We start from the raw sequence: 14,019 nt of genomic DNA, 5'->3' as shown, positions 1-14,019 counted from the left end.
CTGATAGAAACAGAAGCCACTGGAGCACCTCAAAAACACCATCATACACTAAATCAGTAAGTTGGCACCATTACCTGTCTTGGCTATATATATGGTTATATCATAGCGGCAATAGGTGACGACGAAGAGTTATGTAAAGCATCGGAAAATCGTCGATGGGATGTTGTCGCTGCCTATTATCGAAGTTTATTGGATTATTCAGCTGAAGCTTACTATGAGAAAACTGTAAACGCGATGGATAATTACCACTTCAAACAAGCAAGAAATGTAAGCGTAATGGATTATCACAAAAACAAAATCAATCCTGATGGCGATAATCATCATTTGCGTTTTCTAATGACCGAAATAATTGAAGATAGGGTTGAATAAATACACGTTTCGTCACATGAACGACCTATGGTTTACTGAATATAACGACAACGAACCATAGGCCAGAAAAAATGACACTTCAAAAAGCCAACGAAAAACGTATTGAAAACTTCCTAGCCAAACAAATTCGTCATAACGGTAAGATTTTATCAATGCGTGAATTTATGGATTCACTCATTGCTGACGGCTATAGCCCACGTGCAAAAGCGGAACAGAAAGTAGGACACCCCAGCAGCCGTCAAACCTTTCGCTGGAACAACGAGCAGCAAAGGGAGCACCAGATTAAGCGAGCTCTGGGGGGTACTGTTCTGAAATATTCAATGGTGTCATCTGACGGCTCATTTTATGACATTGAAAAAATTGCCTATGATTACGTCATTGAAAAAATGGGCGGGGTTAACGTTAAGCCGGAAACGATGTGTTTTGCGATTTTCAACAGCCCTTCATCATTGCGGGGCGGGAAGAGAGAGCGCTGTGTAGCTGTCTATAGCCGCACTGTGGCAACAGAGGAACAACGGGTCAGGAGCATGTTATCTACTGACTTCACGCATTATGATCTGGTCTGGTTCGGTGAAGCCACTTCCCAGAAGGAAGCGCTGGAACTAGCCGAGGGATAATATCAATTAGCCACCAAGGAAATAACCGGGGTGGCTTTTTTGTTTTAAACGATTAAAAATAAGCCAAATCACTTCGTCACAAGCATGTGGGTGGTAATATAGACATATAGGCAATCACATTCAACTGGAGGCTAATATGTCAGATTTAATTGCAGCAAGATATGATGAAGTATCAGCTTCCGAGTTTGAAGATGATATGGTTGTCATTGTCATTACCGATGAACAGAGTGAAGATATTGAGGTTATTTCAGACCTTGATGATCTTTTCGTTAATACTGAGGTTGTGGTTATTGATGGTGACGCTTTAGAAGTCGACTATGATAACGCTGGATATTTTTCATCAGAGAATAGCTATGAAGTTTCAGTAGACGATATGTTATTCGACAATACCGTTGGTGAGCAACTTATGGATTGTGGTTTTTTCGGCACTCAAAGCTAATAGATACTCGTTATTTATTATCGCGTCCCAATCGTCATGCAGGTGTGGTTATTTATTTACTGAAAAGCCATGTTTTAAATAACAGGCAACGATAATCTAACAGGAGCGGCTATGAAACTCGAAAACATTAACAAAGAGCAGCAGCTCTATGTTCTTAAATGTGGCTCTATTCTATCAAGCTACGGATTTGATCTCCTGCATACAAAAGCAACCGCCGTAGCTGACTGGATGGACGTTGAAGCACCAGTAGCTGCACTGGGTACAGAAGAACATTTTGAACAATGTGCAGAACTCATGCGGCGCGGGCAGGTATATGCTAACGCTTCCCGGAAATGCTGCCCCGGTAATCTTTCCCCCCAACTAATTGGGCTTGAAGGTTGTCGTGTTAGAGTCACTACCGATGACGGTGAGGAACGCTGTTTCTGGGTTGCAAAAACGACCGGATGGATGCCGGGTCACCTCGAAGTTCCACGCTCGAATACGGCTTATGGCCACCCTGCACAAGCGCATTACAAGTCAGTTCAGACTATTCGATAAGTCACCGGTGCTCCGATTTCGACATGATGCATACCAACCAGACTCACTACTGTTGTCATCGACAAGAATGACAACAGTAGTGAGTATCTATGGCTTATCCTCGGAAAACAGCCCATTATTCATGCCTCCCTCTTCCGGTATGGCATAGCTCACATGGCTTCAGATAAAAATCAAACCGATAAACTCGCCCGCGATATTAAAGACAAGGTTCTCGCCAGGCCTGCTGGCTCATCAGGAGAACCAGTGGAGTACCGGAGTGTCCATGAATTTATGACACTAACCCGCACGGGAACCCCTGCTGATGCCCGCCAGTTCCGGCTGGCTGTTAAAGCTAAGGGAATAGCTATCTGGCCTGATGATGACCCACGCGTAGGGCAGCAATTTGCACGTGACGGCATTCGCTGGGAAGTTCGTCTGAAGACCTTCCGGCCTGAGAGTCAGGATTCATTTGACGATGACCTGGATGAGAAAGTCTCACCAAAACGCTTTGGATATCGCCGGTACGGTGCGATGTCCCGTCCTGATCAGAAGAAATTCAGCGACAGGGTATACTTCAACTGCATGGAGCGGTGTGTCGTCACCGGTGTGAAGACAAAATGCAGGGGAGAAGCAGCACATCTGATTGAGCATCATAAAGCGGGCTCTGACCACTGGAGTAATGGCCTGTGGCTTCGGGCAGACATACATCGGTTATACGACAACGGCCTGTGTGTGATTAATCCCAGCACCCTGACAATCCATTTCCACCCCACTATCCTGGCTAAGGATGACGATCTCATCGCGTATGAAGCTCGGCCAATATTACCGACAAGAAAACCTGTAAACCCTGCCTGGTTAAAATCCCGGTGGGATGAACTTACCTGGCCGAAGTAAGCATCGTGTCTGACAACGGTAGTGAGGCCTAATCATTACCGTTGTCGTAGCAAACGGGCTTCAATGCTTGGCTCATTATCGTTGTCACCAGTCTGGTCAGCTCATAACTATTGCCATCGGCACTGAGATGCCGTCCTGCGCATCGAACTCACATCCATTGTCACTCGATTTTTGAATCTGCCGGGAGTGTAACCAGTGACAATGGTAATGATCACCTTCACATAATTAACGAACCGTTACTACTGGTAAGAGGGTGCATGGTCGACAACGGTAATGACAATTAAGGAAAGTACCTTTCTGTAATGACAACGGTAGTGACTTAATGGTTAACCCTTGTCTGGTTACCGGCAATCAAGTACAGGAACTATGACAATGGTAGTGAGTCATTACCATTGTTATGGCTCATCATACTATCCCTATATACAGCAAGTAGACGGCGTTGCTCACTACCATCGTCATTGGTTGCATGGGTAGCAGAATGTTAGATGACAACAGTAGTGATTCTGGTGCTTCACCATCCGCCTGGTGACAACGGTAATGAGTGATCGAGATCACTATCGTTGTCGCAGCGTTCGGTATGGCTACAACCGGCAAGTTGTGCCTCGACAATGGTTGTGATCCCGCACTCACTTGATTCGTCATCGCCGGAACGACCCCACTGAAATGTACTTGGAAACGATGACAATGGTAGAGACTTGAAAAAATCACATCCATTGTCATTGACCAATCAGGTTAGCTACGACAGCGGTTGGACTCATTTCCATTGTCACCGACAGGCCATGTATTCATACAACGACAACGACAGGGAGTGACGCGGTCACTACCACGGTCATTCATCCCGCCCCTCAAGTACGAGCAGACAGTACGGCGAGTGAATCCTTACCATAGCTACCTGAAAGGCCTGATTAACCTGGAATGCATATGACAACGGTAATGACCAACAGAACTCATTTCCGTTGTCATTGTGCTGGTGGAGCAGTAAGAACTTGGTCTGAATCATGAATGACAACGGTAGTGAGTATTCTTAGTCAATACAGTGGTCATTCAAATGCGCCGGGAGCAAATGACAGCGGTAGTGAGTCAAATCACTCATTACCGTTGTCATTGTGTCATGGGAATCAGCGATAAATCCGTACTGACGATGCCGACAATGGTAGTGAGCGGTATGAGGTCTTCTCCGAGAAGCTGCTCTGGAGAGTTGTCGATGATGACAACAGCAGTGAGCTGCCAAGACTCATTGCCGATGTCATGGTGTCATGGGTATCAGCGATTTGTCTGTACCGGCGATTCCGACAATGGTAGTGAGCGGTGTAAGACCTTCCCTGAGAAGCTGGTCTGGAGAGATGTCGATGATGACAACAGTAGTGAGCTATCTAGTCTCATTACCATTGTCATGAGTGGTCACCCCGCAATGACAACAGTAGTGACCGCGTCACTCAATACCGTTGTCATTAAGCTAAACAGGATTCTCTGACGATGTGCAGGGAGGGAGGGTTCCAGGCCGTCATCTGACAGCCCGGAGGGAATGCTAGCTGGCGGGATTGTTCTTTTTCTGGCTTCTAAGGCTGCGAATGTAGTGAAGTTCTTCAGCTGTTAAGTCATGGATGGTTAACGTTTCATCCCCATCAATGGGCTCATCTGGTGGGCACAATTCACCTTCCAGTGGCTCACCATTATTTTTACCCGACGTGCCATTGTTCTCCTCATCAGCATCACCCTCGCCATCACCATCAGGTGGTGGTTGGATATTGTTCAGATTCAAATCAGGATCGCGTTTGTGGATCTGGAAATAAACCTTCCCATCTTTTTTTACTTCGGTGTACTGAAGGTAACCAATGGATGCCAGCTCCTCCAATGCCTTACGTACTGTGGCGTTCTGGCTGTTGGCACGGGTCTTAAGATTTAATCGGTTCTTAAGTCTCGTTAAGGAGATCGGGATTGGATTTGGTGGAAGTGACTCAATGAACGTGTAAAGCGCCTGTGCGCTCTCTTTTTTCGCCAGTTCCTTGATAGCCTTCAGCTGCATCAAAACCTTGTGGTCGTACTGATACAACTCGAATATCTTAGGGTCTATCTGTAGCTCTACCTGATCAGAGTCCGGGTCAAGCAAGGCAGACTGCACCAGGTGCGTCGTATACACCTTTGACGAGTGGGTGCTGGTGAAGGACAACATCACGGATGCCAGCCTGCGTAACGACGCGTCGATACGCTTACGGGATGCGGTAGAGGAACGATAATTTTCAGGGTTACAGAGCTTCAGAAACTCAGTAAATTTGAGGCTGATCTTATCGTTATCAATCGGATGGTTAGCTAGCGTTCGGATGATTCCCATCCACGTTTTGAAGTCAACAGACATATCGAGGCGCTGACCCACGATCGAGATATTGGTGAAACCCTCGCTCTCCATCAAAGAAAGTGTCTGTAGTTCTTTCGTGGCATCAAAGCCAACAGTTTTGTATTCACGACTCTGACGGCCAACGCTTTTTGGTGATGGCACAAACAACCCAAGGCGCATGAGCGCGATAGACTGAACCGTCCTGCTGCTATTAGGACGTAAAATAATTTCTTTACCTGTCTCTCTCTCTGTTACAGAGAAAGCCCTGGTAACCATCTGGCCTTGCTGCTCAGAATCTTTCTCATTGGTCATAGTGGTTTATCGACTGTATTAATCAACAGATTATTGAATACTATCGCCCAAAGCCCTCAGTGTCACTTAAGGGATCTCTGCGACGATCTCAGATTGTGCATAAGTCCAGGCTAAAAAAACGCCACGACTAAATATAAAACTCTGAAATTCACATAAAAACAAATACATACGTAGTTTATCAACAAAGGATCAATTCCGGTGAAAAAGATCCTTTAAAAAATCACTACCATTGTCGCCGCAATCACTACCGTTGTCAAAAAACTCACTACTACCGTTAAAAAACTCACTACCAATGTCAAAATAATCACTACCGTTGTCACCGATTGGCTTCCAGGCCTTGTGCCGTCTGGCTTCCGAGCTGCGGGGATCTCTTGTGATCTATGGGAACTCGTAAGGTACTAATTATTGGAACTACCTTGTGGAAAATGGGGATAAATTCTCTCTTCGAGTTAAATCAACATCGAATAGCTAAATTGTCGAAAATATGTACGGGCATGAAAGGAAAATGCGTATAGAAAACAGTGGATAAGATTTTAATAATTTTGTTTCATCATACAGGTGATAGATGGTATCTATATGAATTATAATAGAAATATACTCAAAACTCTTTAAGAGTTATACCTTCAGATCACACAATAAAACTCACTACCATTGTCACAAATACTCACTACTAACGTCGAAATAGTCACTACCAATGTCATTTTAATCATTACCAATGTCAAAAAAGTCATTACCATTGTCATAAAATGCCCTTGAGCCCAGTAACCATGCGGCTTGCAGCGTACAGGGATCTCTTTTGTACTCCGTTGCACCTTTGGGATCTCTTTATTGGAACTGTCCTGTGGAAAAGTATCTTTTTTGCCTTCGTCAGCTACTGACTCGGTGCTTTACTGATTGTGTAAACAAAACGATAAGAGGCACTCACATGTACGCAACTGCAAAAGAAATTATCGCAAAGCTGCAAAAAATGAACCCTGACGAAAAGGTGCTAGTCCGTGTCTGGTACAAGTCTGATGTTCAGGAGTTAGCAATAGACCGAAACATGCCGCAGGTTTCAGCTAGCGAAGCTGAGTCGACCTTAGCGTTGATAGACCGAACTCACGATGGTGATATCGGTATCAACTGGGATGTTGTTCAGAGTGGTATTGAGACAGTTCGTAGTGGCCAAATTTAAGCAACCGAGTAACAAGGACGTGACTCAACTAATCCACATATCCACCGGGTAGATCAACAGATCGATCCAGATTAAGACCAAATAGAACCAAAAAGATCCCCGCTCCCGCAAACCCGCAGCTGGTAAGCTCTGAAGACCTGCCCCGGTGGGGTTGAGAGGGAAAAAAGTGAGCTCTGAAGGGCTGTCGGTGGGGTTAGCCTGGTAGCTGGTGGTGTTCAAAGGGAATAACGGTGGGATTGGAAGGGGAAAGGAACTTAATTATCAACATCTGCTGTGCTAATGAAAACATCAAATAAAAACATAATCATACGTAACAAATCTCAAAAATAGGTGATCGGTATTCATTTTTTGTCCACACTGGCAGCAGATCAAAAATTTGATGTCAACGACATTTATCCGATTCATCTCTGAAATAACGTATTGATTTAGTACAAATAAAAACCAATACCCGATAAATGGGGACTAAATGACCCCTATTTCTCATGATCAATAAAAATCACCGTGATACATTCGCCCGGACTGGGCATTCCAAGATACCCGGAAAATAACAATAAAACTGGGGGATCCACACGATGAACTCGAATGAAGTTCTTCTTTTCAAGGACGCTATTCCCGACTTCAATCAGCCGTCGACTGGAAAGCTGACGGTGACAAAAAATTCATCAGTACAACCTGTATCACTGCTCCGCCTGGGCGTTTTTACTCCCAGTTGCCGAACAGAGGCAACGGTCACGCTAAACGTGACGGAAGCGCTATCCAGTCTGGAAATTGCAAAACAGGAAGGGTACACGGACATAAAGATCACCGGCCCGATGCTGAATTATTTCCAGGACTTCCGGTGCTGGACAGCAATCGTCCATTCCTTCAGCGTATCGCCTGATGCGCTGAAAGGTAACCGGATTAAAATGCCCTTTAGTGAATTTGCCAAACTCTGCGGCTACCCATCAAAACGCTACAGCACGAAACTGCGCAATGAGATAGCCGATTCGTTGACGAAGATTCGCTCAAAAAGCATTCGGTTTGAGAAGAACCCGGGGATCACCAAGTTCAAAGTAGCCGGGTTGCTGAAAGAGGCGGAATTTGATGGTGAAAGTGATTACATCATCCTGGAAGCCGACGAACGACTCTGGGATTTGTACCGTTCAGATCATCTTACTCTGTTGCGGAAGAAACCCCTGGAGCTACTTACCAGGAATGAAACGGCTCAGGCGCTCTATACATTTTTTGAAGCGCTACCTCAACATCCAGCCCCGATCACCTTTGACAGACTTCGACAGCGTTTACTGCTCAATGGGCGCATTGCCGAACAGAACCGGAAAATGCGAACTGCTCTCGATGTGCTTGCCAGCATCGGTTACCTGAAATTTTACTACCTGGTGGACACCAGCGTACCCACCATTCAGATCACGGATCGGAATCCCAAACTAACAGGTTCCTGATGTTTGAAACGTCTTTTTGCCCGGTTCCGGGAATGTGCTGTCTCATTCCCACCGGTCAAAAACACTAAGTTGACGTTTCCCTCTCAAACCCACCCGTGATTTTGTAGTCGCTAAAGGATAAATAGTCCCATTTACATCTGAAAAGCTGATGGGGCGCGTCAGGCCTCTATTGAATACAACTTGTATTACCATGAAAAATAAAGAAAATAACACTCCTCTTTATAATTACTGCTGTTCGCCTAATCCCAAAAAGATACTTTTTTAATCTGCACAGTTTTTATCGCCGGTGGGAACGAGAGGGAAGGGGAAAATATACCCGGTGGGATTGAGAGGGAAGGCCTGTAGAAAACAACCCGACAATCTTTTGTCGGCTGGAATGACCAGGGTAAATTAAGTTCTGGAGGATAGTTATGACTTCGACATTTGGTAAGCAGCTGAAGCTTTATGCAGACCGGCAAACGGGCGCAAAACGTACTGCTCTTGATTTTCAATATGTGGTTTCGCCTGGTAAGGATGCGTTTCCCACGGTGAACATCACTATGGCTCCGATTGCTGATGGCGCAAAAGAAGCCCAATGGGAGCTTAAGCGCGTCATCCAGCTGAATCGCTATGAATTAACTCAATGTTGCGCGGTATTGTTCGGGCTGGAAAAGGAGATGAGGGCAAACTTTCACGGAACCGATAAAAACAAAGGTTTTACGCTCATCAACAATGGTGCATCCGGCTGCGGGATAAACTTTTCTCATGGTGGGGATATGCTGACGCATATGTTGAACCATGCCCAAAGAATGGAAGTAGGGGCATTTATTCTGAAACGGCAGGCGGATGCGTGGGATATGAGTGTCAGTGACGTTCTTGCACTTTTGCGTCAGTCCGTGGCCATCAAACGGGCATAAGATCACGAAGCAGGTTCAAGAACAGGCTTACCGTACAACAATTTTCAAATCCAAACTGACCCTACTTAACTTCAACTGGAAGGCGCTATGACAGAACATCAGCAGAATAGAAATGTTTGTGAAGTCGGGTTAGCCTGTGAAGCCATGACGATTGATCCCAAAACCATTCAGTCAGCAGTAATGCGTAAAGAAGCCACGCAAGTTGTTATTCCTCACTTTAAGGGGGTTTGTCCTGCTTTTGTCGAATGGGCTGAACAATGCTTACCTGGCGATAAACTTCCTCGTGGGAAATTTTTTAGGTCACGAGAATGGATGCGTCAGTTCACCACTTGCCAGATAAACTACAAGACAGATCATCCAGATGAAGGAAAGTATGGATGGCTTTTTGAAGGAACCAAATATTGAAAAGTTAAGGAGATATGATTAATGCTAATTTATGCCGCAGATCTGATTTTACCCTTAAAAATTCTGCTGGTGGTATTTGTCGTGACTATCATAGGCGCTACCATCGGGTTGAAATTTGTACGCTCCGAAAACAAGATCGTTTGCATGTGGCTCGTGCCAATAGGCTGTCTTGGGGGAATTTTTGCATTGATGATGTTTCCATCAATTACCACAAATGATTTGTTGCTCGGCAAGAGATGGTCGGAAGATTGTCGCGTGGTCGAAAAATACGAACGCCACGCTTTTGAAGCACCGACGAACCGGCTGATTTGTTCGGGGGTTGATGAGCATGTTAATTCAGAAAGTTATGCGGTATTAACGAAAGCTTACCGGGAGCGGGGGGGAGAACTTATTTCGGGATCCCATAGTGTTGAAAACTAGCCTTCAAATCTAATGCTACGGAGTTTTCATGAATAATAATCACAATGTTTTTCCTTGCAATGAATTGGGTATGGGTGATTCCAAATCGGAATTGGAAAGACTCCTTGAATTATGTGAATCCACTCCGCAAACAGGCGAGCCTAACCCCCAGATAGCTAATATGCAAGCATTTTGGAATCGATAACTGGTGGCTCATCTCATATCACTGGCTTCAATTTTTGCTCTCATATTCTTAATGGCCGTAAATTTTCCACACTCAACGATGCAGAGATAAAACAGCTAACATCTCTTCGCAATGAGGGGCGAAAAGACGGTTTTGTGGTCAGAATTCAACCTGTTGATGTAACCCCTGAACTTCAGCTTGAAAGGTATCTTGCGTCAAGTTGGGAAAGCGAAATCGAGATTTATAAACGCGTACCGTCGATTGTCGTGATCTGTAAAATCTCAGGTCTGTCTGCATTGGCAGGCTCGGGGAACAAAATGTTTTTAAATATGGATTACTTAAGTTGCGGAACTGAAACTGATGATCAGGATTGCCAGGATTAAGTCACTGATTGGCGGTTGCAACGAGCTTTGGGTTTGTTAGACTGGCCTGACATACCTTCCCCCATCGCGGGGTGCGTTGTCGGAGTATCAAAATATTGTTTTCCCCTATGCGGGGTTTAATTAGTGAGTAGCGACTGCCCGGGTTAGCGCCTGACCCGTGTCAGACTTCTGAAGGATATTTTGATATTAACCGTCCAGCTGGACGGTTTTTTTTCGTCTGTTTTTAATTTGGATAGTGGTATGGGTAGAAAAAAACAATCAAACCGCAGTGTATCAGCGCCAGCTGTTGATGCTGAAAAAGAAATTATCGACCCGAGATGGAACATCTTTTTCTTTGCGGCAATTGACCGACCGTGGGTGCTTAACCCGCATCTTTTTTACGCTGAACAAGCGCAGGAACGTTTGCTGTCGCAGTTCAGTGATGTGGAGATCAGGAGTGAAGCGACAAAGAAAGGCGAGTCATTTATAGAGTCAGCTGGAGACTGGTTCAATCCTGATTACCACGACGAAAGTGACGTATACGAGAATATTGAACAGATTGAAGCTTGCCACTGGGTTGCGTTGCGGGAAATGAAGGTCACGGTCACGCTTTCCCTGACCGCTGGGATGTACCACCAGTTTGACAAGGCATTACGAGATCTGCTTATCCGGGAGGCCAGAAGCTGGCGGTGGCTCGACATGGTTGTGATATCAGATTTGATCTGGAACCTCAGTTTTCCGAGGCTTATGGATTTGATGGAATGGCTGGGTATTGAAGTACGAAACATGCCATGTTTCCCGTTAATCAGTGCATGTCATCAGGTTGTCAACGTTTATAAACATGGAGATGGTGATGCCCACCAGAAACTGGTTAATGCTCACCCGGAGTACTACTCAGTATGGCAATGCGAAGGTTATCCGCAAGAGAGACCAGCTCGCCACGAAGAACTTGAAGTTTCCGAGGAACAGTTTAGAGAATTTGCCGAGGCGATAACGGTGTTCTGGAAGAGTCTGCCGGAAGGACTATCTTATTCGGGGATGGGAAAAGAGCCTAAGTGGTTTGGCAAGGCTTATGAAAAAGTGAAGTGCGACAAAGAAAAACGCGAGCGTAAAGCGGAAGAATAGTGGGGCACTCTAGCCCCACCGAAACAAAAGGAGAGTCAGACAGCCGGTGACGGTTGCCAGCCTGATTGAGTCTGGATCCATTTGCCTACGGAAATCATGTCGTAACCACCGTTCCCGTAGGACGACTTCACTTCTTCTATTTCGACTGGAACCGCCAGCTCGATGGGGCGGAACCAGCCATCATCACCGACTGTATACCGGCCTTCATGTTCCTTGCTCATTTCGCAGACCCGGCTGGGTGGAAGCCAGAAACCTTCATTTGCTCTTTCGGATGCGATACGAATAGCTTCATCCACGGAAGCGACTTCCCGGATGTGTTCGTTATGCGCGTTTGACATTTTGATCAGAAATGACTTCATAGAACCATTTTCCTCAGCTTAGGCCGGTAACGTTAATCGTCGGGGCGGTCGGTAATATTCCGGCGATAGTGTCCTCATATTGTACTCTGGCATGATGCATAACAGAAATTTGAGAGCGCGGGATTGAGAGGCGAAGTAGTTTGATGATAATCGCTGCGGGTGTACTATCAGCCTGATTCCTGGACTGAAGCCGAACGTCCAGCCGTGGTAAAACTGGTGAACGATGTTAACCTGGCATCGAGATATCGAGACCGTAACCATCTGACTGAATAAGGAGCTTTTATGCCGAATGGGAGAGTGATTTTTAACAAAAGAGGCCGATGGGACTGGCTTGATAGCGGTTGTGATATAGATGAGGATGAATTAAAGCAGGAAGAGTGGTTTGTTGGCGATATGTATTATCCGCCAGACTTTGAATACGATACGTCAATGCATGATCACCAGATTACAGAGTGGTTGTCTAAACCTGAAGAGCTGGTGCGGTATGAGCGAGGGCGTTAACTCAATTTGCTTATCTGAACTGGCTACATGATCTTTCAGCGTGGCCATTTCGGTTCTTCACATTTCCCTGACTCCCTCCTGACAGAACCGACTATTTCATCCATGAACCGCAAGAGCGGTAACTAAATGCCATATCGTGTGGCAGAGTGGTTTGCTCCAGTACCCGTCAAAATAGTCCAACATACAAAAACAGGGTAGCCTGCCCCGGGCTTCACCCGGGCCAGGCTACCCGGAGTCGAACCGTTAACCCGGAGTCGTGGGTGAGTAACGTCGAGTGCCCGCCTGAATTCCGTGCGGCCACCAGCATTGGCTTCACCTTTTTCCGACCGACACTTTCGTGCTGGTTTGCGGCCGCATCTTCGCCGGGCCGGAACACCCTGCATTTTGTGCCGGTGGCCATCACCGGTATTAGGATAAAGGGAAGAATATCGGTGATGGATTCCGGGATAATCGCCGGGAAAACCCGGGCAGAATTCACGTAAATCACCCTCTATTAGTCCAACATACAAATAAACTTCCCCTTTCTGCCCCAAGCGAAGCGCAGGGGCAGAAAGGGGAGCCGTACCTGAAACCTCCGTGTCGTTTTCAGGATCGGGCCCGTGCCCGGGGTAACCATTCTGCCCGGGCCCACCATTTTAAAAAGAAACCGCCGTGCCCGGTCTGGCCATTTCCCCCGCCTGCGGCAACCGGGCCGTGCCGGTCTTTCCGTCCGGTTCCTGCAAACCCCACATAGGGACTCCGGTCGCTGGATGAGCCATGCGAGAAAATATGAGAAAAAAAGAGAAAAAAAGAGAAAAAAAAGAGGGGCCGGGGGCGCGAGGGTTTCAGTGGGTATAAAGGTCAAGGGCGCTTTGCAGGGTGGACGCGGGGGTGTTGACCCTGATCGCATTTGTATGTTGGACTAATTTTGCATATATGAAGACAAGAAAAGACGCGCTGCCGACAGAGCAGGTATACTCTCGCCATCAAATGTGCGGCCAGCGGCGGGGGATAGGTAACGACCGCAGGCCTCCGCGACCGGTATCAATGATGATGATGCCCTGCCAGGTAAAGAGTAGTGACGACGAAAGTGAAGGTGAAGAAAACCCGGGCCGAACGTAAGCAGCATAGCCGGGACATGCAGGCCAAACATGAAGCGGAAAAAAAGGCCGCTAACCTGCGTAATATTCTAAAGAGAGACATTCTGGCCACGCTGGGTATCCCTAAAAATCACGGTGGGCGGGCAGCTCTTTCTACATTCATCACCGAGCACTTACTGAAGGGTGAGAGTCAGGTTCAGATTGTTGCCATGCTAACCGGCAGCGAATTGATGAAGCGGGCACAGCTTGCCGAAATCGAGCGCCTGAAGAAGATCACGGAACTGGCCAATCAAACCCGCAGAAACGAGATCACCAACCGGGCGTTTGAGCGCCTGGGTATCACAACCCGGCATCCAATGGGCGATTTAGTGCTGAGCATGGTGCGCGAACTGGCAAACCAGAATTTAAATACCGGTGAGATAGTAGAACGCCTGAATGATAACGAAACCGTACTGGAATCGCGCCGCCTGCACAAAGAGAAGCGAGCGGATCTTGAACGTCAGATTGATGAAGGTATTGCCGAGCGCAAAAAGACCCGGGGTCTGAGGGCCAATGGAACGAAAACGTACGCTAAGGAAATAACCAATTGTTATAATTGATATTATTCATTCTTC

At 46.5% G+C, this 14,019-nt stretch carries 16 protein-coding genes; 13 read left to right on the top strand and 3 right to left on the bottom strand.

What is annotated here, in order from left to right; translation table 11 throughout:
• Positions 1-440: 440 nt before the first annotated feature.
• The 4 genes from QMN93_RS24665 to QMN93_RS24650 all read left to right on the top strand — a co-directional run bounded on the left by QMN93_RS24665 (position 441) and on the right by QMN93_RS24650 (position 2,835).
• Positions 441-986, top strand: a complete 546-nt coding sequence (locus QMN93_RS24665; protein WP_007372335.1) for a hypothetical protein — start codon at positions 441-443, stop codon at positions 984-986.
• Positions 987-1,122: 136 nt separating this feature from the next.
• Positions 1,123-1,425, top strand: coding sequence for a hypothetical protein (locus tag QMN93_RS24660; protein ID WP_007372336.1), 303 nt, complete (start codon positions 1,123-1,125; stop codon positions 1,423-1,425).
• Positions 1,426-1,536: 111 nt separating this feature from the next.
• Complete coding sequence (locus tag QMN93_RS24655) at positions 1,537-1,962, top strand: hypothetical protein (protein WP_016241550.1); 426 nt, start codon at positions 1,537-1,539, stop codon at positions 1,960-1,962.
• Between the two features lie 153 nt (positions 1,963-2,115).
• Entirely contained in the window at positions 2,116-2,835 is a 720-nt protein-coding gene (locus QMN93_RS24650) for an HNH endonuclease signature motif containing protein (protein WP_007372337.1), read from the top strand.
• Between the two features lie 1,528 nt (positions 2,836-4,363).
• Here QMN93_RS24650 and QMN93_RS24645 read toward each other — a convergent pair.
• The gene (locus QMN93_RS24645; protein ID WP_016241547.1) at positions 4,364-5,482 is read right to left on the bottom strand and encodes a RepB family plasmid replication initiator protein; all 1,119 of its coding nucleotides are present in this window, start codon (positions 5,480-5,482) and stop codon (positions 4,364-4,366) included.
• A gap of 925 nt (positions 5,483-6,407) precedes the next feature.
• Between QMN93_RS24645 and QMN93_RS24640 the strand changes: the two genes are divergently transcribed.
• The 7 genes from QMN93_RS24640 to QMN93_RS24610 all read left to right on the top strand — a co-directional run bounded on the left by QMN93_RS24640 (position 6,408) and on the right by QMN93_RS24610 (position 11,466).
• Positions 6,408-6,656, top strand: coding sequence for a hypothetical protein (locus QMN93_RS24640; protein WP_016241546.1), 249 nt, complete (start codon positions 6,408-6,410; stop codon positions 6,654-6,656).
• A 572-nt stretch (positions 6,657-7,228) separates the two neighbouring features.
• Positions 7,229-8,095 (top strand): RepB family plasmid replication initiator protein, encoded by an 867-nt coding sequence (locus QMN93_RS24635; RefSeq protein ID WP_008786567.1) that lies wholly within the window; start codon positions 7,229-7,231, stop codon positions 8,093-8,095.
• Positions 8,096-8,505: 410 nt separating this feature from the next.
• Entirely contained in the window at positions 8,506-8,991 is a 486-nt protein-coding gene (locus QMN93_RS24630; RefSeq protein ID WP_007372340.1) for a hypothetical protein, read from the top strand.
• Between the two features lie 87 nt (positions 8,992-9,078).
• On the top strand, positions 9,079-9,396 hold the full coding sequence (locus QMN93_RS24625; RefSeq protein ID WP_009651680.1) for a hypothetical protein: 318 nt from the start codon (positions 9,079-9,081) through the stop codon (positions 9,394-9,396).
• A 21-nt stretch (positions 9,397-9,417) separates the two neighbouring features.
• Complete coding sequence (locus QMN93_RS24620; protein ID WP_016241545.1) at positions 9,418-9,816, top strand: hypothetical protein; 399 nt, start codon at positions 9,418-9,420, stop codon at positions 9,814-9,816.
• Between the two features lie 171 nt (positions 9,817-9,987).
• Complete coding sequence (locus QMN93_RS24615) at positions 9,988-10,362, top strand: hypothetical protein (RefSeq protein ID WP_223226822.1); 375 nt, start codon at positions 9,988-9,990, stop codon at positions 10,360-10,362.
• 180 nt (positions 10,363-10,542) lie between these two features.
• Positions 10,543-11,466, top strand: a complete 924-nt coding sequence (locus QMN93_RS24610) for a hypothetical protein (protein ID WP_007372342.1) — start codon at positions 10,543-10,545, stop codon at positions 11,464-11,466.
• Between the two features lie 35 nt (positions 11,467-11,501).
• On the opposite strand, the gene QMN93_RS24605 is transcribed toward QMN93_RS24610, so the two are convergent.
• A complete protein-coding gene (locus tag QMN93_RS24605) occupies positions 11,502-11,825 on the bottom strand; it encodes a hypothetical protein (protein ID WP_007372343.1) in 324 nt (107 codons plus the stop codon).
• A gap of 282 nt (positions 11,826-12,107) precedes the next feature.
• On the opposite strand from QMN93_RS24605, the gene QMN93_RS24600 reads away from it, so the two are divergent.
• Positions 12,108-12,326, top strand: a complete 219-nt coding sequence (locus QMN93_RS24600; protein ID WP_007372345.1) for a hypothetical protein — start codon at positions 12,108-12,110, stop codon at positions 12,324-12,326.
• 211 nt (positions 12,327-12,537) lie between these two features.
• On the opposite strand, the gene QMN93_RS24595 is transcribed toward QMN93_RS24600, so the two are convergent.
• Complete coding sequence (locus QMN93_RS24595; protein WP_016241542.1) at positions 12,538-12,804, bottom strand: hypothetical protein; 267 nt, start codon at positions 12,802-12,804, stop codon at positions 12,538-12,540.
• Between the two features lie 579 nt (positions 12,805-13,383).
• Between QMN93_RS24595 and QMN93_RS24590 the strand changes: the two genes are divergently transcribed.
• Positions 13,384-14,004, top strand: a complete 621-nt coding sequence (locus tag QMN93_RS24590; protein WP_323619856.1) for a hypothetical protein — start codon at positions 13,384-13,386, stop codon at positions 14,002-14,004.
• Positions 14,005-14,019: the final 15 nt, after the last annotated feature.

Source organism: Enterobacter sp. R-1.6.2 (assembly GCF_035064085.1).
Classification (GTDB): domain Bacteria; phylum Pseudomonadota; class Gammaproteobacteria; order Enterobacterales; family Enterobacteriaceae; genus Enterobacter; species Enterobacter asburiae_B.
The sequence above is the reverse complement of the archived record's forward strand: the minus strand, read 5'-3'. Positions and strand labels throughout refer to the sequence as shown.